Source organism: Micromonospora sp. ATLC20 (genome assembly GCF_057196585.1).
In genome coordinates this window covers 52,685-71,639 of record NZ_JBXUOV010000001.1, presented here as the reverse complement: position 1 = coordinate 71,639, position 18,955 = coordinate 52,685, and the positions used below count along the sequence as shown (strand labels likewise).

General features: G+C 71.0%; 22 protein-coding genes and 1 tRNA gene. 10 read left to right on the top strand and 13 right to left on the bottom strand.

Features of this window, described 5'->3' with window-relative positions; translation table 11 throughout:
* Positions 1–46 precede the first annotated feature (46 nt).
* The 3 genes from AC2CHG_RS00365 (at position 47) to AC2CHG_RS00355 (ending at position 6,286) form a co-directional block, all read left to right on the top strand.
* Positions 47–4,336, top strand: a complete 4,290-nt coding sequence (locus tag AC2CHG_RS00365) for a hypothetical protein (RefSeq protein ID WP_187693965.1) — start codon at positions 47–49, stop codon at positions 4,334–4,336.
* Entirely contained in the window at positions 4,336–5,469 is a 1,134-nt protein-coding gene (locus AC2CHG_RS00360) for a Wadjet anti-phage system protein JetD domain-containing protein (RefSeq protein WP_043325504.1), read from the top strand. Before AC2CHG_RS00365 ends, AC2CHG_RS00360 begins: the two co-directional genes overlap by 1 nt.
* A gap of 274 nt (positions 5,470–5,743) precedes the next feature.
* Positions 5,744–6,286, top strand: coding sequence for a hypothetical protein (locus tag AC2CHG_RS00355; protein ID WP_140946607.1), 543 nt, complete (start codon positions 5,744–5,746; stop codon positions 6,284–6,286).
* A gap of 643 nt (positions 6,287–6,929) precedes the next feature.
* Here the strand turns inward: AC2CHG_RS00355 and AC2CHG_RS00350 are convergent.
* A complete protein-coding gene (locus AC2CHG_RS00350) occupies positions 6,930–7,229 on the bottom strand; it encodes a hypothetical protein (protein WP_043325509.1) in 300 nt (99 codons plus the stop codon).
* Positions 7,226–7,393: a multiple cyclophane-containing RiPP AmcA gene (gene amcA / locus AC2CHG_RS00345; RefSeq protein ID WP_282596412.1), complete on the bottom strand. Its 168-nt coding sequence runs from the start codon at positions 7,391–7,393 to the stop codon at positions 7,226–7,228. The genes AC2CHG_RS00350 and amcA overlap by 4 nt, the downstream gene beginning before the upstream one ends.
* A 368-nt stretch (positions 7,394–7,761) precedes the next feature.
* Here amcA and AC2CHG_RS00340 point away from each other — a divergent pair, with 368 nt between their 5' ends.
* Positions 7,762–8,439: a helix-turn-helix transcriptional regulator gene (locus AC2CHG_RS00340; RefSeq protein ID WP_198033296.1), complete on the top strand. Its 678-nt coding sequence runs from the start codon at positions 7,762–7,764 to the stop codon at positions 8,437–8,439.
* Here the strand turns inward: AC2CHG_RS00340 and AC2CHG_RS00335 are convergent.
* From AC2CHG_RS00335 to AC2CHG_RS00320, 4 genes are all read right to left on the bottom strand, one after another.
* Positions 8,404–9,288 carry an IS3 family transposase gene (locus AC2CHG_RS00335; protein WP_223201435.1) on the bottom strand — a complete coding sequence of 295 codons (885 nt, stop codon included), beginning with the start codon at positions 9,286–9,288 and terminating at the stop codon, positions 8,404–8,406. The genes AC2CHG_RS00340 and AC2CHG_RS00335 overlap by 36 nt on opposite strands.
* A gap of 2 nt (positions 9,289–9,290) precedes the next feature.
* Positions 9,291–9,590 carry a transposase gene (locus AC2CHG_RS00330; RefSeq protein ID WP_043325510.1) on the bottom strand — a complete coding sequence of 100 codons (300 nt, stop codon included), beginning with the start codon at positions 9,588–9,590 and terminating at the stop codon, positions 9,291–9,293.
* Between the two features lie 89 nt (positions 9,591–9,679).
* The gene (locus AC2CHG_RS00325; protein WP_124779044.1) at positions 9,680–9,913 is read right to left on the bottom strand and encodes a hypothetical protein; all 234 of its coding nucleotides are present in this window, start codon (positions 9,911–9,913) and stop codon (positions 9,680–9,682) included.
* Positions 9,914–9,974: 61 nt separating this feature from the next.
* Entirely contained in the window at positions 9,975–10,259 is a 285-nt protein-coding gene (locus AC2CHG_RS00320; protein ID WP_043325511.1) for a hypothetical protein, read from the bottom strand.
* Between AC2CHG_RS00320 and AC2CHG_RS00315 the strand changes: the two genes are divergently transcribed.
* On the top strand, positions 10,249–10,989 hold the full coding sequence (locus tag AC2CHG_RS00315; RefSeq protein ID WP_051611175.1) for a 5-formyltetrahydrofolate cyclo-ligase: 741 nt from the start codon (positions 10,249–10,251) through the stop codon (positions 10,987–10,989). The two genes, AC2CHG_RS00320 and AC2CHG_RS00315, sit on opposite strands and share 11 nt — an antisense overlap.
* A 316-nt stretch (positions 10,990–11,305) precedes the next feature.
* Here the strand turns inward: AC2CHG_RS00315 and AC2CHG_RS00310 are convergent.
* Positions 11,306–11,380: transfer RNA gene (locus AC2CHG_RS00310), tRNA-Val, on the bottom strand.
* 50 nt (positions 11,381–11,430) lie between these two features.
* Positions 11,431–11,970 (bottom strand): TIGR02611 family protein, encoded by a 540-nt coding sequence (locus AC2CHG_RS00305; protein ID WP_194802604.1) that lies wholly within the window; start codon positions 11,968–11,970, stop codon positions 11,431–11,433.
* A gap of 273 nt (positions 11,971–12,243) precedes the next feature.
* On the opposite strand from AC2CHG_RS00305, the gene AC2CHG_RS00300 reads away from it, so the two are divergent.
* Positions 12,244–12,675 carry an SsgA family sporulation/cell division regulator gene (locus AC2CHG_RS00300; protein ID WP_007457244.1) on the top strand — a complete coding sequence of 144 codons (432 nt, stop codon included), beginning with the start codon at positions 12,244–12,246 and terminating at the stop codon, positions 12,673–12,675.
* Positions 12,676–12,749: 74 nt separating this feature from the next.
* Here the strand turns inward: AC2CHG_RS00300 and AC2CHG_RS00295 are convergent, their stop codons facing one another.
* On the bottom strand, positions 12,750–13,526 hold the full coding sequence (locus AC2CHG_RS00295) for a glucose 1-dehydrogenase (protein WP_091427952.1): 777 nt from the start codon (positions 13,524–13,526) through the stop codon (positions 12,750–12,752).
* Positions 13,527–13,714: 188 nt separating this feature from the next.
* Here AC2CHG_RS00295 and AC2CHG_RS00290 point away from each other — a divergent pair, with 188 nt between their 5' ends.
* Positions 13,715–14,632 carry a helix-turn-helix transcriptional regulator gene (locus AC2CHG_RS00290; RefSeq protein ID WP_194802603.1) on the top strand — a complete coding sequence of 306 codons (918 nt, stop codon included), beginning with the start codon at positions 13,715–13,717 and terminating at the stop codon, positions 14,630–14,632.
* A 7-nt stretch (positions 14,633–14,639) separates the two neighbouring features.
* The gene (locus AC2CHG_RS00285; protein WP_104114498.1) at positions 14,640–15,095 is read left to right on the top strand and encodes an RrF2 family transcriptional regulator; all 456 of its coding nucleotides are present in this window, start codon (positions 14,640–14,642) and stop codon (positions 15,093–15,095) included.
* Position 15,096: 1 nt separating this feature from the next.
* On the opposite strand, the gene AC2CHG_RS00280 is transcribed toward AC2CHG_RS00285, so the two are convergent.
* Both AC2CHG_RS00280 and AC2CHG_RS00275 read right to left on the bottom strand, forming a co-directional pair.
* The gene (locus AC2CHG_RS00280; RefSeq protein ID WP_484523912.1) at positions 15,097–15,708 is read right to left on the bottom strand and encodes a malonic semialdehyde reductase; all 612 of its coding nucleotides are present in this window, start codon (positions 15,706–15,708) and stop codon (positions 15,097–15,099) included.
* Positions 15,705–16,268: a flavin reductase family protein gene (locus tag AC2CHG_RS00275; protein ID WP_484523911.1), complete on the bottom strand. Its 564-nt coding sequence runs from the start codon at positions 16,266–16,268 to the stop codon at positions 15,705–15,707. The genes AC2CHG_RS00280 and AC2CHG_RS00275 overlap by 4 nt, the downstream gene beginning before the upstream one ends.
* A gap of 394 nt (positions 16,269–16,662) precedes the next feature.
* Here AC2CHG_RS00275 and AC2CHG_RS00270 point away from each other — a divergent pair, with 394 nt between their 5' ends.
* Both AC2CHG_RS00270 and AC2CHG_RS00265 read left to right on the top strand, forming a co-directional pair.
* Positions 16,663–16,836 (top strand): DUF4236 domain-containing protein, encoded by a 174-nt coding sequence (locus AC2CHG_RS00270; RefSeq protein WP_064498970.1) that lies wholly within the window; start codon positions 16,663–16,665, stop codon positions 16,834–16,836.
* Between the two features lie 113 nt (positions 16,837–16,949).
* Positions 16,950–17,468: a potassium channel family protein gene (locus AC2CHG_RS00265; protein WP_262012032.1), complete on the top strand. Its 519-nt coding sequence runs from the start codon at positions 16,950–16,952 to the stop codon at positions 17,466–17,468.
* Here AC2CHG_RS00265 and AC2CHG_RS00260 read toward each other — a convergent pair.
* Positions 17,434–18,336 carry a hypothetical protein gene (locus tag AC2CHG_RS00260; protein WP_484523910.1) on the bottom strand — a complete coding sequence of 301 codons (903 nt, stop codon included), beginning with the start codon at positions 18,334–18,336 and terminating at the stop codon, positions 17,434–17,436. The genes AC2CHG_RS00265 and AC2CHG_RS00260 overlap by 35 nt on opposite strands.
* 48 nt (positions 18,337–18,384) lie before the next feature.
* On the bottom strand, positions 18,385–18,906 hold the full coding sequence (locus tag AC2CHG_RS00255) for a VOC family protein (protein WP_355513230.1): 522 nt from the start codon (positions 18,904–18,906) through the stop codon (positions 18,385–18,387).
* Between the last annotated feature and the right edge of the window lie 49 nt (positions 18,907–18,955).

Below are 18,955 nucleotides of genomic sequence, written 5' to 3'. Positions count from 1 at the left end.
CCGTTACCAAGATGTCACCCTGGACTTCAGCGACATCGGCCGCCCGGTGCGGTTCCAGGCCGACACCCTGCTGGAGCCGCACCAGCCGCACCGCCGCCCGTCGCCCGCGAGCGTGCTGTTCCTCGAGAACGGCGGCGGCAAGTCCGTCCTGCTCAAGCTGATCTTCTCGGTCATGCTGCCCAAGCGGCGCCAAATCGTCGGCACAACCAGCACCCGGGTGCTGGAAAACTTCGTCCTCGCCGGCGACGTCGCGCACGTGGTCCTCGAGTGGATGCACGCCGAGACAGGCCGGCTGCTACTGACCGGCAAGGTGTCAGAGTGGCGCAACAACACCGTGTCGGGCGATCCCGAGAACCTCGCCACCTTCTGGTACTGCTTGAGGCCGACCGAAGCGGTGCGGCTAGACACGCTGCCGTTCGCGGCCGACCGGCGCCTGGTCAGCCGCGTCGCATTCCGGCAGCGGCTGGCCGAGAAGTTCGCCTCGGATCCGCGCCTGGAGTTCTTCGCCAGCCGCCAGCCCGGCGAATGGACCCGGCAGCTCGACCAGCTCGGCCTCGACCCCGAGCTGTTCCGCTACCAGCGCGAGATGAACGCGGACGAAGGCGAGGCCGCCGGGACGTTCACCTTCGCCACAGACGAGGCGTTCGTCGAGTTTCTACTGCGGGCCGTGGTCGCCGAGGAGGACCCCGGCGAGATCGCCGACCTCGTAGCGCAGCACAGCCGCGACCTGGCGCAGCGCGACGGCCTCCTGCTGGAGTGCGAGTTCGTCGCGGGCGCGCTGGACCGGCTGGTGCCGCTTGCCGATGCGCACAAGGCGGCGCGCGCCACCGAGGTGACCGCAGTCGGCGCGCAGGCAGCGATCGACCGGTTCGCCCAGAGCGTGGCCGCCCGCAGCCGGGCGGAGCAGGAGTTGCTCGCCGTCCGGGAACAGTATGCGCGCGAGACCGCCGAGGCATTGGCCGCGGCCCGCACCGACGCGGAGCACCGGCAGGCCGCGGTCAAAGAGCTGAAGCGCCTAGCGCTGGTCCTGCAGCTGAGCACGGCACGGGCCACCGAGGCGGTCGCCAAGCAGGACCACGAGGACGCCGACGCGCTCGCGGAGTCCTGGCGGGAGACTGAGAAGGCCGCCGAGCTACGGGCGGCGGACGCGGCCGCCGCCGAGACGGCGGCCCTGGTCGAGGACGCCGAGGAGTCCGCCCGCCCGATCCTGGACGCAAAGAAGGCCGCAGCCGCACAACTGGCCCGCGGGCTCCTCCAAGTCGCCAACAAGGCCGCGGACGCCGCTAAAGAGGCCGGGAGGCTGGCAACGGACTGCACCGCCGGGGCCGCCGCCGCCGAGGACGCGCTGGTGCGCGAGACGCAAGAGGCGGCGAGGCTCGATGCCGGGGCGGCCGTCGCTGCGAAGCGCATCGGCGAGATCGACATGATGCTCTCCGACGCCGCGGCGAGCGGGCTGCTGCCGGCCGGGCCGTCCGCGGCGGCGGCGGCGGCGCTCGCCACGGAGGCGGCCACCGAAGTGGGACGCCGGTTGACCGCAGCCGAAGAGAAGGCCGCCGAGTTCGACGAGGAACGGGTCGCGGCGGTGCGCGTCGAGAACGACGCGGCGACCGCGGTGGTTCAGGCCAACGAGGCACGCCTCCGCGCCATGGAGGCATACGAGGCGGCGGCCGCCCGCGCCGCCGAGCTGGCCGGCCGCCCGCGGCTCGCCGAGCTGATCGACAGCGAGGAGGTGCGGCTCGCCACGGACGCCGAACCGCTCGCCGAGCGGCTGGCCGCCGCCGTCGCCCAAGCGGAGAGCGCCCGGGCCCGGCTCCAGGCCGAGGCCACCGCCGACGAGCGCATCCGGACCGCGCTCGAGGCCGACGGCCTACTGCCGCCGCCGGCCGAAGTGACCGCCGCGTGCGAGGCGCTGAACGACGCAGGGATTGTGGCGTGGAGCGGCTGGGACCACTTGACCCAGATCGACAACCTCGAGCGGCGCCGCGAGCTGCTGCGCGGTGCCCCGCAGCTGGTGTCAGGCGTCGTGCTCAACGATCCAGCCCAACTCGCCGACGCCGGCGCCGTCCTCGCGTCGCGCGAAATCTACCCGGTGTTCTTCGTCGGGATCGGCACGACCGAGGCGTTGCACCAGGCGGAACCGGCGGGTGCAGAGGCATTCGTGCCGCTGAACCCGGCGCTGTACGACCAGGAGGCCGCCGAGGCTGCCCGAGCCGCCGTCGAGCGACGCGACGAGGAGCGCCGCGAGCAGCTCGCGACGATCGCCCGGTCGCTCGTCGTGGACCAGGAGCTGATCCGCGACCTGCGCGACTGGCGACGAGACTTCCCGCCGGGGCGGTTGACCGAGATGGAGGAGCACTGCGCCGACCTCACGGCCGGCCTGGAACAGGCAGAGAGCGCGCACATCCTCGCGGCCGAAGCGACCCGGGACGTGACCGACCGGCGGACCGCGGTGCGCGATTCGCTTCCCGGTCTGCGCGCCGAACTGCTCGCCGCCGAGCAACGCGACCGCGACCTGCAGGCGCTCGCCCGGCACGAGGCCGAGCGCCGGACGCTGGACGAGTCACGCCGGCAGGCGCTCGCCGACGCGGCAACGCACGCCCGGCTGGCCACGGCGGCGCGGGAGCTGGCTCAAACTCGACGCGAGGAGGCCACGGGTCATCAGCGCCACGCCGACGGCCTAAGCGACGTCGCCGTCAGGGCCCGCCGGGAGCTCGCCCAAGTGCCCGGCGGCGGGGACGTCTCGCCGGACGCGCCCGTGCCCGCCGAGCCCGTCGAGGTGCTCCGGGCGCGCTTCATTGCCGCGTCGGACGCGTACACGCGGGGGGAGGTCGGCGCCGAGTTGCGGGTCCGCCTCGACCAGGCGGAACGCGAGCAGGCCCGGGCACGGTCCCGGTTCGAGGAGCTGACCCCGGCCGTGCGGCAGCGGGCCCTGGAACTGCTGGACACGCCCGAGGGCGCCGACTTCGGCAGCCGGAGCGCCGCCCGGCGGCGGAGCACCGACCGGGTCGTCCGGGCCAGCGAGAACCTGAGGACCGCCGTTGCCGCGACGGCGGCGATCAACGCGCGACTCAGCGAACTCACCGAGCAACGGGCTCTCCCCGCCGATTTCATCGCCCCGGCCGACGAGGACAACGCTGCCGCCCTGCTCAACGCGGCCGAACGTGCGGCGGCGCGGGCCGACCGACGCCACGCTGAGCTTGGTGAGGTCGCCGAGAAGGCGGGCGCCGAGCTAGAGGCTGCCAGGGGAATCGCCCGCGGCTTCGCCGACCTCGCCGAGGATCTCGACGTCAGCGCCGGCGAGAGCGCATCAGCCTTCTCCGACGACCTCGACACGGCGCGGGCGCGCAAGCGGAGCCTCCGCACCGCCCTGAACGCGGCGAACGACAGCGCCGCGACCGAGCGCGCCCGACTGACCCGCACCACGGAGGCGCTGCGGCGGCACGCCGTGGACTCCCGGTTCCGGCTCCTCCAGTCGACCATCCGCCAGCAGATGTCCGCGCTCGACAGTGCGAGCCTGGCAGGGCACGCCGATGAGTGGATCACCGCGCTCCGGCCGCGGCTTCGGTCGCTGACTGACGAGCTCACCAGCATCGACCGGCACCGGGACATGATCAATGTGCGGCTGCACGGCATGGTTGGCGCCGCCTTCCGTACCCTGCGCAACGCGCAGCGGCTTTCCCGGCTGCCAGAGGGCCTGGACGGCTGGTCGGGCCAGGAGTTCCTGCGCGTCGCGTACCAACCACTCGAGGAGGCGGCCCTGCTCGAGGCGATCGGTGAGGTTGTCGACGAGGTAGTCGACGGCGGCGGCGTCGATGGGATGACCCTGCTGCTGCGCTGTGTCCGGCGGGCGGTGCCGCGCGGCTTCCGCGTCGACGTCCTGAAGCCGGACTCGGCGCTGCGGCCTGAGCGGCAGCGGGTCTCGGAGATCAAAGACGTCTTCTCCGGCGGGCAGCAGTTGACCGCCGCCATCATCCTGTACTGCACGATGGCGGCGCTGCGGGCCAACAACCGTGGCCGGATCGGAAACCGGCACTCCGGAGTGCTGTTCCTCGACAACCCGATCGGGCGAGCCTCGGCCGGTTACCTGCTCGAGCTGCAGCGGTCGGTCGCCGCGACGCTGGGCGTGCAGCTGATCTACACGACCGGACTCTTCGACGCCAACGCGCTGAGCGCCTTCCCGCTAATCATCCGGCTGCGTAACGACTCCGACCTGAGGGCCGGGCGCAAATACCTGGCGGTCGATCACGTCTTTCGCAAGCGGCTGGACGAGCTGGGTCCCGAGGACGCCGGCGGCGAGCTCACCGCGATCCGGACCTTCGTACGCGCCGAGCACTGATGGCCGCCTCCCGTCCTGCCAGTGACCTGCTAGACGAGCTCTGCGCGGCGGCGGAGCGCGGCGGTTGGAAGCGGACCGCCCGGAGGCGGGTCCCGATCGGCCGCGTCTGGGAGGCCTACCACCGCATCCCCGCGGCTAACGCCGACGACGAGTACGAGCGTGCGGTGCTGCGGCGGTTGCTGCTAGAGCTGGAAGACTCAGGCCGGATCCGGCTCCTACGCGCCGACGACCGCGAGAAGGTGGCATTGCCTGCGGCGATCTGGCTGCTGCCGACCCGCAGCGCTACGGCGCGGCCGGCACCCATGCCGCCGTGGCATCCGGAGGTGCGCGGGCTAGCCACCCACTGGCCGGTGGCAACCCCGAAGCAGCGGGCGGCCTACACAGCGGTCAACCGGTGGCTGATGACCAATCCGGACCGCTCGCCGGTGCCCATCCGCGAACGATCATTGGAGATCTTCGGCCGGCACGGGTCGGCGGCGGACTTCCCGATGCCGGAAAAGGTGCTCGACACCCTCCGTTCGGGACCGCTCTTCTCTGACCGCGACGAGCTGCTGCGGCTCATCGGGGCGTTCATGGTGCACCCGCCGCTGCTGGCGGAGCGCTTCACCGAGGCGATCGGCGACGGATATTACCAGCGGGTCGGCGCCGGGCGGATGCTGCTGGTCATCGAGAACGCGACGACGTGGTGGTCGGTGGTGAACAGCCTGCCGGAGCGGCACGACCTGGGCTACGTCGCTTGGGGCCTGGGCAACACGTTCACGGCGTCGGTGAACACGATTAGAGCCCGCCACGCCGTCGCCGAGATCCGGTACTTCGGCGACCTGGACCTGAGCGGGCTGCGGATCCCGCTCTCAGCCTCGGCGACCGCCGTGCACAACGGGCTACCGCAGGTGCGGCCCGCGATGCACCTCTACCGCGCCCTACTGCAGCTCGGGCTGCCCATCGCGGCGAAGGAGAAGGCCGCGGCACCGGCGGACGCCGCCCGGCTGGCCGGCTGGCTCGGCGAGAATATGGGCCAGGTCGCCGCCCTGCTCACCCGCGGCGAGCGCTTGGCCCAGGAGTGGGTTGGCTTCCGGCACCTGCGCACAGACGCGAGTTGGCACGCCGACGTCCGCATCGCCGCCTGGGCCTGACACCCCTTCTTTGGACAGTACGGCTCGACTGCGTCCATCAACGCCGACTGAGACAGGAGACGGCCGCTGTTCCGGCTGACGTGCGGTCGCCGTATGTCGTGCTCCGCGTCGCGCCGAGACCCGTAGACTCTGGGCGGCGGTCACGCCCGCCCGTCTCCGAGCTGCCGGCGCCCACGCCGCAGGCCGCGATCGAGGACAAGCCGTCGCCGACGCAGCGTGAATGTCCGGCAGACCCTTTCTTGGAAGGGGCGTGGGCCTTCGTCGGAGGAACATCATGGGCAAGCGAAATCGTGCACGTACCCGGGCCATCCGCGCCGAGATGGCGAAGACCGGGGAGAACTACACCCGGGTCGCCGCTGCGGTGGGAGGCTCATCTACCTGGCGCGGTGACCGCAGCAGCACCGACGTGGTCAAGGAGCACATAGTCCGCATCTTGCAGGAGCGGGTGCGCGTTGATGAGGCCCGCTACGACCTCGCCGTGGATCTCAACCGGCGGGGGCACCGTGTCATCTTCGAGCGGCGAACCTCTGGCGACGGCTGGGAGATCAGGGACTGGCTCACCGACGAGCTGCTCGCCGAGGGCGACGACGGGCACGACGGGTACGCCGCTACGGTGAAGCGGCTGGATCCCGACGACATGTGGTACCACGAAGACTTCTTGGACGACGAAGAGCCGCTGCAGACGGTTACCACCTTGGGGATGCCGCCGACGCTGGGGCAGGCAATCGACGACTGGGTCGCGCAGCTGAGCACCTCCGACGAGGAAATCGCACAGTTCATCGGCTGGTCGGTCGAAAAAGTCCGCGAGCATCGGTAACTAGCGGTGCCGCAGCGGCAGCCTTCTCGTGGTGGGCCAGGTGATAGCCAAGGAGGGGGTAGCCACCGGCGGCGGAGGAGCGCCGGCCGGCCTGGGACCGGTCGGCGTCGCGTAGCGGGATCTGGTGGCGAAATCGTCGGGGTCGAAGTCGCAGCCGTCGTGCTGGGCGGCGGCATAGAGCTTCATCGTGATCACGTCGGTCGGGACGAACAGGCTGTGCCGGGCGGATCGGCTCGGCGCCGGTCAGGTCGCAGGCTGGACCGGCCCCGTCGCGGAGGTAATGGCCCAGGACCATAGTGGTGACGCCGTCGTTCGTAGGCATGGTGACGGCAGCGCCCGCACCGCCCGATCCGACCACCGCCTACCGGGCCGCTGATCACAACCACGCCCACGTACCAGAGCGCTGACCTACACCGACGCGGTCCTCCCGCTCCTGGGTGTCGTGGTCGCCGTCCGTGTCCAGTCACGGTGACGTCCCGGCGTGCGGGCACCGGCGCAAGCCCTTTGCCGGTAAGTGTGCCCATTCGAAATCCCAGTCTGGGCCGCCACCCGCGATGATCGCCGGCCGGCCAATCGCGTTGATGCGGCCGATGCCGCTGGGGTCAGGTTTCCTCGATTCCGATGGCTCTGGTTGTGGTCAGGCTTAGGAGTTGGTGTGGCGGACGGGCCAGCCGAGGAACCGGTCGAACATGCCAGCAGCGGTGCCCGTCTCAGCGGGGTTGAGCCGGTGCAGATCGTCGATCGCCTCGTGCAGGCATCCGGCCAGGTAGAGGAACAGGCTCACCCGGTTGTCCTGGTACTCGGCGAGGAGAGCGAGTTTCGCCGCCCCGCAGGGCCACGGCTGCCCGCACCGGCGGCACAGCCATAGCGGTCGCAGCGGCAGGTGCTCCACGGGCTCCCTCGCGATCGGGCGCCCCAAGACGCGGCGCGGCTCTCCAGTCATCGGCGATCGCCCTCCCGGGCCTGCTGCTCAAAGAGCCGACGCCACACATGGGTGAGCAACGGCGGATCAGGGGGATGCTTCTGCCGCCGCGCGGGAACGTGCGTCAGGGTTTCGGATCGCCAGGTCTGGTCGTCCCTCGCGTTACGCGAGACATACACCGTCATGCCGCCGCCCCCTTCCAAGTCTGTGAGTGGTGGGCTCGCCGGGGAAAGGCGAACCCACCGCTGCACTACAGCGGCTAGGAGCAGGCCGCCGGTCACCCACCCACGCAGCCCTCATGGCAGTACGCAGATGGGGCATCACCAACAAGCGAGCGGAAGTGCGATGCGGCGTTAGCAACCCATGATCAAGGTTGTCCTCGGCAGCTGTCTCAGTTGGATCTAGCTCTTCGGAGCTCACCTCGCGCCCCCGCTCGTTAGGTCGGGCTTGATCGCCGCCCGTGTCTTCACCTAATCGCGGAGGACATGTGGTTCCCAGGGCGGCGATGACGCAGAACTGATGCATCCTCATTGCGCTACACGGCGTTAGCTGGATGAATGGATCGGTGATGGTCAGCGGCGGAGGAGGGCGGCGCGCGGGCAAGCGTCGGCATCGGCTGGCCGAGCGCCGCAAGGCGTTCGGCTTGAGTCAGGAACGCCTTGCCGAAGTTCTTGGTGTCGACCGCTCCACCGTCGTGCGGTGGGAGCGGGCAGAGACTGATCCACAGCCGTGGCATCGACCGCGTTTGGCTGCAGCTCTCAAGCTGTCGGTCGAGGAGCTGGCCGACCTGCTGGTCGAGGTCGGCCAGCCACCGTCGCCGCCCAACGAGCGTCTCAACTATGTGCTGCGGCACCCCCGCCGGGTCGACCTGGTCACCGTTGCCTACCTACGGGAGCGGGTGCAGCACCTTGACGAGCGCTACGACCGGACGCCTTCGACGCTTCTGCTCGTCGAGGCGGGGCAGCTACACGGCCAGGCGACCTTCCTCCGCCAGCACGCCAGCGACGGCTTGGTTCAGCGTGAACTGGCCGCAGCCGTCGCCGAGTCCGCCACGCTGATGGGTCAGCTCGTGTGGGACGCCTCCCAACGTCACGACCACGCCGCCAGCGCCGCATATTTCGACGAGGCGATCCGCGCCGCACAGGACACCCGCGACGCGGTTACTGTCAATCCCCTGGAATCGTGGAGGGCTCCGTTATGCGGCCTGGGCCTCCAGGGCGCGGGTTTCTGATCGTTCGTAGTCGATGGGTGAGCGCCAGTTGCAGACGGAGTGCCGGCGGCGCCGGTTGTAGAAGTCGGTGATCCAGGTGGCGATCTTCAGGCGGGCCTCGGTACGGGTGCGGAAGTGACGGCGGTGCACGTACTCGACCTTGATGGTGGAGAAGGTGGCCTCGGCGACGGCGTTGTCGAAGCATGACCCGACCCGGCCCATCGACTGGCGTACGTTCCACCGGTTGCAGGCCCGGGCGAAGTCGGCCGAGGTGTACTCGCTGCCCCTGTCGCTGTGGAAGATCACTCCTTCGACGTTGCCGCCGCGGGTGACGGCGGCCATGTTCAGCGCGGCGACGACCAGCCCGGCGTCGTGGTGGGCGCTCATCGCGTAGCCGAGATTCCGACGGGAGTACAGGTCGATGACGGTGGCCAGGTAGAGCTTGCCCTCGTCGGTACGGATCTCGGTCATGTCGCCGCACCAGGCGACATCCGGCGCCGGTGCGGTGAACACCCGCTTGACCAGGTCCGGTGCGGCCGGACGCTTACCTTGGCGGGTCAGGCCGCGTCGGCGGCGCTTGACCCGCGCGGCCAAGCCCAGCTCGGCCATGAGCTGCGCGATCGTGTTGTCGGAGACCTGCCAGCCGGACTCGCGCAGCTCGATGCCAATGCGAGGGCTGCCGTAGGTGCCGCCCGAGTCGTCGAACACCTTCTGGACCGCGGCCGTCAGCCGGACACGCTGGTCATCGCGGCGCGTTGGCGGCCGGTCACGCCACTTGCAGAACCACGACTCGGACACCCCCAACGCCCGACAGGCCACCGCGTGCGGCACGGAATGCTCGGTCCTCTGGGAAGCGATGAACCCGGCCACGCTCACCGGCCCGTCGCTTCCTTGACCCACAGGACCACCGATCGCTTGAGAACATCACGCTCCATCGCCAGCTCGGCATTCTCCCGCCGCAACCGGGCCAGCTCCGCCCGCTCGTCCTCGGCCAACTTCCCGGCAGCGGCCTCACCGCGAGTCTCGCGGTCCCTCTTCACCCAGTTGGCCAGGGTCCCGCTGTTAATCCCCAGGTCACGGGCGACCTGCGCGATCGACTTACCCGTCTCACGCACGATGCGCACCGCGCCCGCCCGGAACTCCGGATCGAACTGGCGTCTCATCTCAGCCATGAACCTCTATCCCTCAAGCTCTGGCCTCCACGCTACGAGGGGAAGGGCATACCGAGGCCAACGCGCTGCTTCGCAAGAGCTACCTCGCTCTATACGGCACCAAGCAGCCGACCGCTGGCGTTGGATTGACGGCGCGCGCCGCCGCCGTAAGCCGCAACGACAGCCATGTGATCACGGGCCTCGCCCAACTGCACCGTGCCGAGGCGCACGCGATGCTTGGCCAGGCCCGGGACTGCTTCGATGCCCTTGGCATCGCTGAAGATCACTTCGCTTCGATAGATCGTCGAGATCCAGCCGCTGCCCTTTTCTGTCCCAGCCATCACGCGCGACTCGCGGGGTCTTGCTGGCTGTCGCTGAGCAAGCCGGCCGACGCCATCACAGCCTTTAGAGGAGGCTCGGCAACTCATCGCCGCACGCCGCAAGTCGACCGCCGTTGTCCTCGGCAATCTTGCCCTTGCCAGCATCCTTCATCGTGACGTCGATGCAGCCACGTCCCACCTGCGCCAGACCATCGAGGTCATCGAGCGGACCCGCGCCGGCGGTGGTCTCAACCTCGCCTTCGCCGCAGCCCGTCAACTGCGTCCCTGGCGCGACCTGCCCTCGGTCGAGGACGTCAACGACCGACTGTTCACCCTCATGACCCGGTAGGAGGAGCAGCGTGACCAGCATTGGCGATGCCAAGCAGTCCGTTCGGCGACGGGTCTGGGATCTCCTTGAACGCGAAGGCGCCGCACCCATCGGCGTTCACGGTCACATCCCTGACTTCACCGGCAAAGAAGACGCCGCTGCCCGACTCGCCGAGCTGGATGTCTGGAAGCAGGCACGGGTCATCAAGTGCAATCCCGACCGGGCCCAACTGCCCGTACGAGTACGCGCTCTTCAAGAGGGCAAGCTGCTCTACGTGGCGGTCCCGCGACTCGCCACGCCGAAGCCCTTCTACCTGCTCGACCCGACCGTTCTGACCGCTCCGTTCGAGGCTGCCGTCACCAGCACCGGCGCACCGGACGTCGCCCCTACAATCGGCCCCGACGACATGCGCCCGGTGGACCTGATCGTCTGCGGCAGCGTCGCCGTCAGCCGGCGAAACGGCGTACGAGTCGGCAAGGGCGCCGGCTACTCCGACCTAGAGATCGCGCTCCTCACCGAGGCTGGACTCGTGTCCAAGGGCACCGCCATCGCCACCACCATCCACCAGATCCAACTCCTCGACGAGGAACTCCCCCACGCAAGCCACGACTTCAACGTCGATCTTGCGATCACCCCCACCGAGGTGCTTACCTGCACGGCGGACCGAGATCGACCGGCAGGCATCATCGCCAAAGACCTCCGTCAAGATCAGCTAGACAGCATCCCAATTCTGGGCGGCACAAGGGGGCAAGATACCCGGCACAACCCCTAGCAAGGCCGCCGGAGCGAGCGTTCCTGGGCATGAATGCTGGCTCGGCCGTCGAACCCATAGGTCGAGCAGGCCTGCTGGTGGAACTCAAGTTGCTGCGGGCGGCGGGAGATGCGATCAGGCCGGTCGCAAGTGGACTTTGCCAACCGACGGTCCGAGCCGCAGCACGCCGATGAACGTCCGCCCAGGGCCTTGGGAATGCCAGGCCAACCAAGGGCGGGAGCGCCGTGCTCCCAATCTGCTCCCAACTTAAGGGGCAACAGCGGAGAAGCCCGTTACCGGTGATCCCGGTGACGGGCTTCCTACCTGCCTATATTCATGGTGGGCGATACTGGGATCGAACCAGTGACCTCTTCGGTGTGAACGAAGCGCTCTCCCGCTGAGCTAATCGCCCTCAGCGCGCATGACTCTACCCGATCACCCGCCCGGACCAAAAACCGGGCCTCAGTGCGTCGCGAGGTAGTGCAGCGCCTCCGCCACCACGTCGATGCCGAAGCTGTACTTGAGCGACAGCCACACCACCACGGACACGAACGCGAGCCCGACCGCGCCGAGCACGAACCGCACACCCAGCGACCGCATCTTCACCCAGCGCGTCCAGGAGTTGACGTGCCGGCGGGTGAACGCGAGCAGCCGTCGCGCCCAGTGGAACTCGACCGCCCAGACGCCGAGGCCGGCGATGACCAGCAGCCAGCCGGGCCCTGGTAGCGGGATCAGCGCGATGCCGACTGTGACGACGATGGCGCCGAGGATGCCGATGAAGATCTTCAGGGCGACGCGGCCGGTGGGGTTGGCGCGGATCAGGTCGAGCGTGGTGTGCAGGCGCCCGCGCCAGCCCCGTCGCCGCCGGCGCTGCTCCATGAGAGCGCCTTGCGACCGCCCTTCCACCGGCACCTCGTACCCCCGACTTTTGGCTGCTCGGGCCGCACCTTTCGGCGATTCGGCCGTGGCCCGCGACGTCACCGAGGAGCCCCTCGTGACCATTTCCACCCCCAGTGTCGCGCGGGACCGTCACCCCTGCTCACGACTGGACGTTACCGGAGTAAGTCGACGACTGAACCACCCGTTGCCGGGCGGAACGACGGAGTGGGCGGAACCGGAAATTCTACGCGGGGCCAGGCGGTCCCGGGGGCTTTCGGAACCCCTTCCCACCACTGGGTGAAGTCAGCGTATGGCGGAGCGTAGCCAGGAGCAGCACCTGAGTATGGGAAAAGCGGGACACGCGCGTTCCGCAGCGGTGCCGGGGGGAGAACGTCCATGAGTGTCATCCGACCGACGACCGTAGAGGTCGAGACGTCGCTAAGGCTCGTCGCGCCTGACGCCACCGCCTTGCCGGTGCGTGCCAGTCTGCGTTACGACCCTGCTGACCCGTATGCGGTCCATGTCCTGTTCCACGCCGAGTCCGCCGGCGGCGAGGCGGTGAGCTGGTCGTTCGCACGCGAACTGCTGGTCACCGGGCTCGACGAACCGGCCGGCATCGGTGATGTGCGGGTCTGGCCGTGGGCCACCCCGCGCGGCGACTTCGTCGCGCTGGCGCTGTCGTCGCCGGACGGCAACGCCCTGTTCGAGGTTCCGCGCAGCGTGCTGGTGCGCTTCCTGCGCCGGACCTACGTCGTCGTCCCGCGCGGCCGCGAGGCCGAGCACCTGGACGTCGACACCGCGGTGAACCGGCTGCTGGCCGGTCGCTGACACGGCGACACCCGGGGCCGCGCGGATCTGCCGAGTCCGCGCGGCCCCGGGCCGTCTCCAACCGGGGGTACGCGTCAGCCGCGCGTGGTGATCCCGCCGTCGACCGGGATGACCGCTCCGGTCAGGTACGCGCCGGCGCGGGACGCCAGGTAGATCGCCGTGCCCGCCATGTCCTCGGGGCGGCCGATCCGGCCCAGCGGCACCTGCTGCTCGATGGCCGCGCGCGACTCGGGGTCGTCCAGCGCGAACGCCATCATCTTGCTCTCGAACGGTCCGGGCGCGATCGCGTTGACGGTGATCTGCTCACCGGCGAGCTGGTGCGCGAGACCGCGGGTGAGCATGTGCACCGCTGCCTTGGTGGCCGAGTACGCGTACACCTCCATCCACGGCACCCGGATGCCGTCGATCGACCCGATGTTGATCACGCGGGCCGGGTCGTCGGCGCCGGCCGCGGCGCGCAGTTGCGGCAGCAGCGCGGTGGTCAGCCGGAAGACGGCCTTGACGTTGACCGCCCAGAGCTTGTCGAAGGCGCCCTCCGGGTACTCCTCCAGTGGCGCGCCCCAGGTGGCGCCCGCGTTGTTGACGAGCACGTGCAGCCGGTCGTGGCGCTCCCGCACGGCCTCGGCGAGCGCCAGCGCGCCCGCGTCGCTGCCCAGGTCGGCCGGGATCGCCTCGCAGTGCCCCTCGGCGGACAGTTCCTTGGCGACCGACTCGCACACGTCGGCCTTGCGCGACGAGATGATCACCTTGGCGCCGGCCCGGACGAAGCCGCGCGCGATCATCAGCCCGATCCCGCGTGAGCCGCCGGTGACCAGGACCGTCTTGCCGTCGACCGAGAACAGATCCGTCATGCCCATCCCATCGCCGTCGCCCGGCCGCGGGCCGGTCGGCCGGGGCCGCGTCGGCCGGGTGCGCGACGCACTCCGGCCCGGGTCTTACCGATCGGTAACCTAACCGTCCGGCTCGGGTGCCGACAAGAGCGGCCCGAGCGGGTGAAACCGTCGAGATGCAACGTGCGGGCGCTCCGGTTACCGTCGGGATGATGGTCACTACCGGTCAGCCCTCCCCGGCCACCCGCACCGGCCTGCCGGAGCTCCGCCCCGGCACCGACGAGATCGTCACCGGTGTGCTCGGCGACCTCGCCGCCGAGCCCGGCTGGCCCCGCCCGGTCCTGCTCGACCGTGATCTGCTGATCCTGGTCACCCACGGGCACGGCACCGCCGAGCTGGACTTCCGTCCGGTCCCCTGCCGTCCGGGCACGCTGCTGCGCGCCCGTCCCGGCCAGGCGCTGCGGTTCGTCGGCGCGCAGCTCGACGCGACTGTGGTGAGCTGGCGGCCGGACGCGCTGCGCGGCCTCGACGTCGACCCGGACGCGGTGCCGGCCCACCGCCAGCTCGCCGGCGAGGACGAGGACGCGGTGATCAGCGAGGTGAGCCAGCTGGCAGTGGACGCCGAGCGCCACGCGCTGGTGCCGGCCGCCGCGGCGCTGCTGCGCCACCAGCTCGCCGTCCTGCTGCTGCGGCTGAGCCTGCTGCCGCACCCGCGCGACGGCGCGACGCCCCGGGCCGAGACGGAGACGTTCCGGCGGCTGTGCCGCGAGGTGGAACGCGGCTACCGGCACACCCGCCGGGTGGAGGACTACGCCGCCCAGCTCGGCTGTTCGGTGCGTACCCTGACCCGGGCCTGCCTGGCGGTGACCGGCCGCAGCGCCAAGCAGGTGATCGACGAGCGGGTGGCGTTGCAGGCGTGCCGGCTGCTCGCCGCCACCGACGAGTCGATCGCCGCGATCGGCCGGGAGCTGGGTTTTCCCGAGCCGACGAACTTCGGCCGCTTCTTCACCCGGGAGGTCGGGGTGAGCCCGGGGACGTTCCGGGCCGAGCGGGAACGCCCGTTGCCAGTCCGTCTGGTGCGACCCCGGCCGCCCGCCGACTCCCCCGTACCCGGCGGCCAGGCATGATGGCACTGTGCAGATCTCCGCGCGCGGCGACTACGCGGTCCGGGCAGCCCTGAGCCTGGCCACCGCGTACCCCACCCTGCTGTCCACCCAGGCCATCGCGGCGGAGCAGGACATGCCGCGCAAGTTCCTCGAGGCGGTCCTGGCGGACCTGCGCCGGGCCGGCGTGGTCCGGGCCCAGCGCGGCGCCGAGGGCGGCTACACGCTGGCCCGGCCGCCGCGGGAGATCACCATCGGGCACGTGTTGCGCGCCGTCGACGGTCCGCTCGCCGGGGTACGCGGGCTACGCCCCGAGGAGACGCAGTACGAGGGGGCGGCGGAGAACCTGCCCCGGCTCTGGGTGGCGGTGCGCGCCTCGGTGCGCCGCGTCGTCGACGAGGTGAGCCTGGACGAGCTGGTCAGCGGCCGGCTGCCGGCCCACGTACGCAAGCTGACCGCGCAGCCGGACGCGTGGGAGCCCCGCTGACTCACAGCGTGCCGACCACCTCCTCGTAGGGCAGGCGCGGCAGCCGTTCCCGCCAGGCGTCCGGTGCCGGGCGGCCGATGTTCATCAGCAGCAGTACCCGGTGCCGGCCGCCGGGGAAGAACTCCCGTTCCGCGCCTGCCGCGTCGAACCCGGCCATCGGTCCGGCGGCCAGCCCGGCGGCGCGTACGCCGACCAGCAGGTAGCCGATCTGGAGCGCGGCGTTGAACCGGGCCTGCGCCTCCCGGCCGGCCGGGTCGCCGGTCAACCAGTCGCGGGCGCCGGGGCGGTGCGGGAACAGCTCGGGCAGCCGGTCGTGCCAGTCCACGTCGGCGGCGAGCACAGCGGTCAGCGGCGCGGTGGCCGTCTTGTCCCGGTTGCCGGCGCTGACGTACGGCAGCAGCCGCGCCCGGGCCGCCGCGGAGCGCAGCAGCAGCACCCGCAGCGGCTGGGCGTTCATCGCGGTCGGGCCGTACCGGACCAGGTCGTGGATGGCGCGGACCTGCTCGTCGCCGACCGGCTCGTCGGTGAACGCGTTGGCCGTGCGGGCCGCCCGGAACAGCAGGTCCTGGGCGGCCCGGTCGAGCGCGATCAGCTCCTCGGCGGCGGTGGTCACCACGCCTCGGGCCAGTCGCCGAGTGTGGTGGTGTAGGTGCCCCGGTGGTGCAGCAGCGGGTCGCCGTCCTCGCCCGCGCCGAGCGCGAGCGGCTCGCCGAGCAGGATGGTGTGGTCACCCGCCTCGATCCGGCGCACCACGCGGCACAGCAGCACGGCGAGCGCGTCGCCGATCAGCGGCACCCCGAACGGCCCGGTGGTCCAGCCCGGGTGGGCGCTGAACCGGTCGATGCCGCTGGTGGCGAAGATCTGGGCGATCTCCTGCTGGCCGGAGGCGAGCAGGTGCACCGCGACGTGCTCGGCCCGCTCGACTGTGGGCCAGCTCGACGACGCGTGGCCCAGGCAGACCGAGACCAGCGGCGGGTCGAGCGACACCGACGTGAACGAGGTGGCGGTGAAGCCGGCCGGCGGCAGGTCCGGCCGCATCCGGTTGCCGCGCAGGCCGGGCGTGGTGACCACGGTGACGGTGGACGCCTGGCGGCGCAGCAGGCCGCGGAACGAGTCGACGTCGACCGGGCGCAGCTCGACGGTGGTGGCGCCGGGCCGGTCCACGGTGGTCACGACGCCACCAGCTCACGACGTGACGGTGCATGCACGTGGTCCACGAGAGCCTCCAGTCCAGGGGTAGCAGCGGCGGCGCTGTGTTCTCTCTCGGTACCCCCGGATGAGGGAGGCGATGCGGGGCGACCCGGCACTCATGCTGCCGACCACCCACTGCGCCGGTCAACGCCCTTCCAGTCAGTGAGACTTTCATCGCTGGCTTTGTTACGGCGCGTATCCACCAGCATTTACTACTCCTTAACACCTACCCGTTGGATAGAGATTCTGCCGGGCGCCGGTCCCACCGTCCAGAGCGGATCGGGCAGGGTTTCGCGAATCGTCGATCCGGGCATGTTCGATGCCGCGAAGGCATGCAGACGACTGCAGAGGCAGGGAGACGAAGGAGGCACCCCCGATGGGCGTCCAGTTCCGCAAGCGTAAGAAGTACGGGCCGCTGATCCTCCACTTCACCCAGAACGGCTTCTCGTCGTGGAGCATCAAGATCGGCCGCTGGTCCTGGAACTCGAACACCCGCGCCCACCGCGTGGATCTTCCGGGGCCGCTGTCCTGGAAGCAGGACAAGGCCTGACCTTCCAGGCGACGAGCGGGGTGCCGGCGATTCGCCGGCACCCCGCTCGTCGCTTGCGGACCGGGATCGCGGTTCCGCCCGTCACGGCGTTGCGGTGGCCGGAGAATCGCCACATGGCGGACCTGTTGCTGCGGCGGATACGACGGCGGGCCGTGGCGGCCTGCCTGCTCATGCTCGTCGGCTACTTCCTGGTGCCGGTCGAGGCCGACCCGAACGGCCTGCGGCTGGTCCTGCGCTCGGCCGGCACGCTGGTCCTGGTGGCAGTGATCGCGTTCCTGGTCACCGGTCAGGTCCGCCGCCAGCTCGTCAAGGACCAGCCGACCGGCCGGGACGAGGACCGGGCGCTGACCCGGCTCGCGGTCGCGCTGATCGCCGGGCTGCTGGTCTTCGCGCTCGGCGATTACGTGGTGGCGAACACCCGGCCCGGCGAGTTCGTCGGCCTGCGCACCCGGGTGGACGCGCTCTACTTCGCGCTCGCGACGCTCACCACTGTCGGCTACGGCGACGTGCACGCCCAGGGGCAGATCGCCCGGGTGGCGGTGTGCGCGCAGATGGTGTTCAGCATCGGAGTGGTCGCGACCGGGGCGTCGATAGTGGTCAAGCAGATGACCCAGCGTTCTCCACGGCGCTGATCGTCACGTCCCCGCCGAGCCGGCCGTGCTCCGGGTCGCGCGTCACCGCGCCCGAGGCGAGCAGCGAGGCCAGCGCCCGATTGGCGTCGGCGGCCCGGTAAACGGTCGCCGTGGTGGCGAAGCGGCGCAGATCGGTGACCGTCTGCGGGCCGGAGCGGGCCAGTTCGGCCAGCAGTTCCCGGCGCAGCGGGCCGGGTTCGGGGTCGAGCGAGATGTCGAGCAGCCGGCCCTGCGGGTCGGCCGGGTCGCGGTAGCGCACGCCGGCGTACTCGTCGACCGCCCAGAGCGCCTCCTTGACCGCCTCCAGCCCGCGGTCGGAGCCGGTGCCGTAGCCGAGCAGCCGCGCCGGGCCGTCCCCGTCGGGCACCAGCTCGACCTCGGTGACGAGCGGGAACCCGGCGCCGGTGAGCGCCGGGCGCAGCGACCGGCCGGGCGTGGTGACGAGCAGCAGCTCGGCCGGGCGCCCGGACGCGGCGGCGGCCAGCAGGGCCGGATCCGGGTCGGCGCCGTCGGCCACGACGAGCAGCGGAGCGCCGGCCGCACCGGCGGCCTTGAGCGCCACCGGCAGCCGGTCCGGGCCGCCGGGCACCAGGTGCACGGCGACGTCGGCGGGCAGGGTGGCCTCGGCGGCGCCGAGGCGTACCGGCAGGTCGGTGCCGTCGTCGGCGACCACCAGCACGGTCAGCCGCCGTCCGCGCAGCCGGTCGGCGAACTCGGCCACCACCCGCAGCGCATCCTCCGCGCCGGTGGCGTCACCTCCGGCGTACGCGAGCGCGAGCGTGGCCCGCCGCGCCCGGTGCAGCGCGGCGGGGAGCCAGTGGTCGAGCTGGCGGACGAGCAGCTCGCGCAGGACGGCGTCGGTCGGCATGGTGCCGTTTCTACCGCACGGCGCGGCGGGCCCGGCCGCGAACCCCGCTCAGACCGGCACGGAGATGCCCACGCCGCCGCGGGTCTGCCCGCCGTAGCGCTGCCGCTCGCGGTCGAGGTCGAGCCGCCCGATGCGGGTACGCGCGGCGAGCGCGGCGTCGTCGAGCAGGTCGGCCGGGACGATCCAGACGATCTCGAACTCCAGCCCGTCCGGGTCGCGGCCGTAGAGGCTCTTGGTGGTGCCGTGGTCGGACGCGCCGACCAGCGCTCCGGCGGCGGAGAGCCGTTCGGCGGTGGCGGCCAGCTCGTCGAGCGTGTCCAGCTCCCAGGCCAGGTGGTAGAGGCCGACGGTGGCCCGGCCGGCCTGGGACGCCCCGGCCGCCGCGCCGATGGAGAACAGGCCGAGGTCGTGGTCGTTGGTGGAGTCGGGCGCCTGGAGGAAGGCGGCGCCGCGGAAGCCCTCGGGCGTCATCGGCACCCGGCGGAAGCCCAGCACGTCGCCGTAGAAGGCGACGCTGCGTTCCAGGTCACTGACGTAGAGGACGGCGTGGTTGAGTCGGTGGATGCCCATGTCACCGACCGTACCCCGGTTTTGTTGAGCGTTCAACTATCGACGGTAT

What these genes read in the sequence shown, in the direction of transcription:
- AC2CHG_RS00305 (WP_194802604.1), bottom strand. Translation starts at nt 11,970, where the DNA reads ATGGTCACGAGGGGCTCCTCGGTGACGTCGCGGGCCACGGCCGAATCG.
- AC2CHG_RS00255 (WP_355513230.1), bottom strand. Translation starts at nt 18,906, where the DNA reads ATGGGCATCCACCGACTCAACCACGCCGTCCTCTACGTCAGTGACCTG.
- AC2CHG_RS00320 (WP_043325511.1), bottom strand. Translation starts at nt 10,259, where the DNA reads ATGCTGGTCACGCTGCTCCTCCTACCGGGTCATGAGGGTGAACAGTCG.
- AC2CHG_RS00350 (WP_043325509.1), bottom strand. Translation starts at nt 7,229, where the DNA reads ATGACTGGAGAGCCGCGCCGCGTCTTGGGGCGCCCGATCGCGAGGGAG.
- AC2CHG_RS00340 (WP_198033296.1), top strand. Translation starts at nt 7,762, where the DNA reads ATGAATGGATCGGTGATGGTCAGCGGCGGAGGAGGGCGGCGCGCGGGC.
- amcA (WP_282596412.1), bottom strand. Translation starts at nt 7,393, where the DNA reads ATGACGGTGTATGTCTCGCGTAACGCGAGGGACGACCAGACCTGGCGA.
- AC2CHG_RS00300 (WP_007457244.1), top strand. Translation starts at nt 12,244, where the DNA reads ATGAGTGTCATCCGACCGACGACCGTAGAGGTCGAGACGTCGCTAAGG.
- AC2CHG_RS00360 (WP_043325504.1), top strand. Translation starts at nt 4,336, where the DNA reads ATGGCCGCCTCCCGTCCTGCCAGTGACCTGCTAGACGAGCTCTGCGCG.
- AC2CHG_RS00265 (WP_262012032.1), top strand. Translation starts at nt 16,950, where the DNA reads ATGGCGGACCTGTTGCTGCGGCGGATACGACGGCGGGCCGTGGCGGCC.
- AC2CHG_RS00330 (WP_043325510.1), bottom strand. Translation starts at nt 9,590, where the DNA reads ATGGCTGAGATGAGACGCCAGTTCGATCCGGAGTTCCGGGCGGGCGCG.
- AC2CHG_RS00270 (WP_064498970.1), top strand. Translation starts at nt 16,663, where the DNA reads ATGGGCGTCCAGTTCCGCAAGCGTAAGAAGTACGGGCCGCTGATCCTC.
- AC2CHG_RS00355 (WP_140946607.1), top strand. Translation starts at nt 5,744, where the DNA reads ATGGGCAAGCGAAATCGTGCACGTACCCGGGCCATCCGCGCCGAGATG.
- AC2CHG_RS00290 (WP_194802603.1), top strand. Translation starts at nt 13,715, where the DNA reads ATGATGGTCACTACCGGTCAGCCCTCCCCGGCCACCCGCACCGGCCTG.
- AC2CHG_RS00260 (WP_484523910.1), bottom strand. Translation starts at nt 18,336, where the DNA reads ATGCCGACCGACGCCGTCCTGCGCGAGCTGCTCGTCCGCCAGCTCGAC.
- AC2CHG_RS00295 (WP_091427952.1), bottom strand. Translation starts at nt 13,526, where the DNA reads ATGACGGATCTGTTCTCGGTCGACGGCAAGACGGTCCTGGTCACCGGC.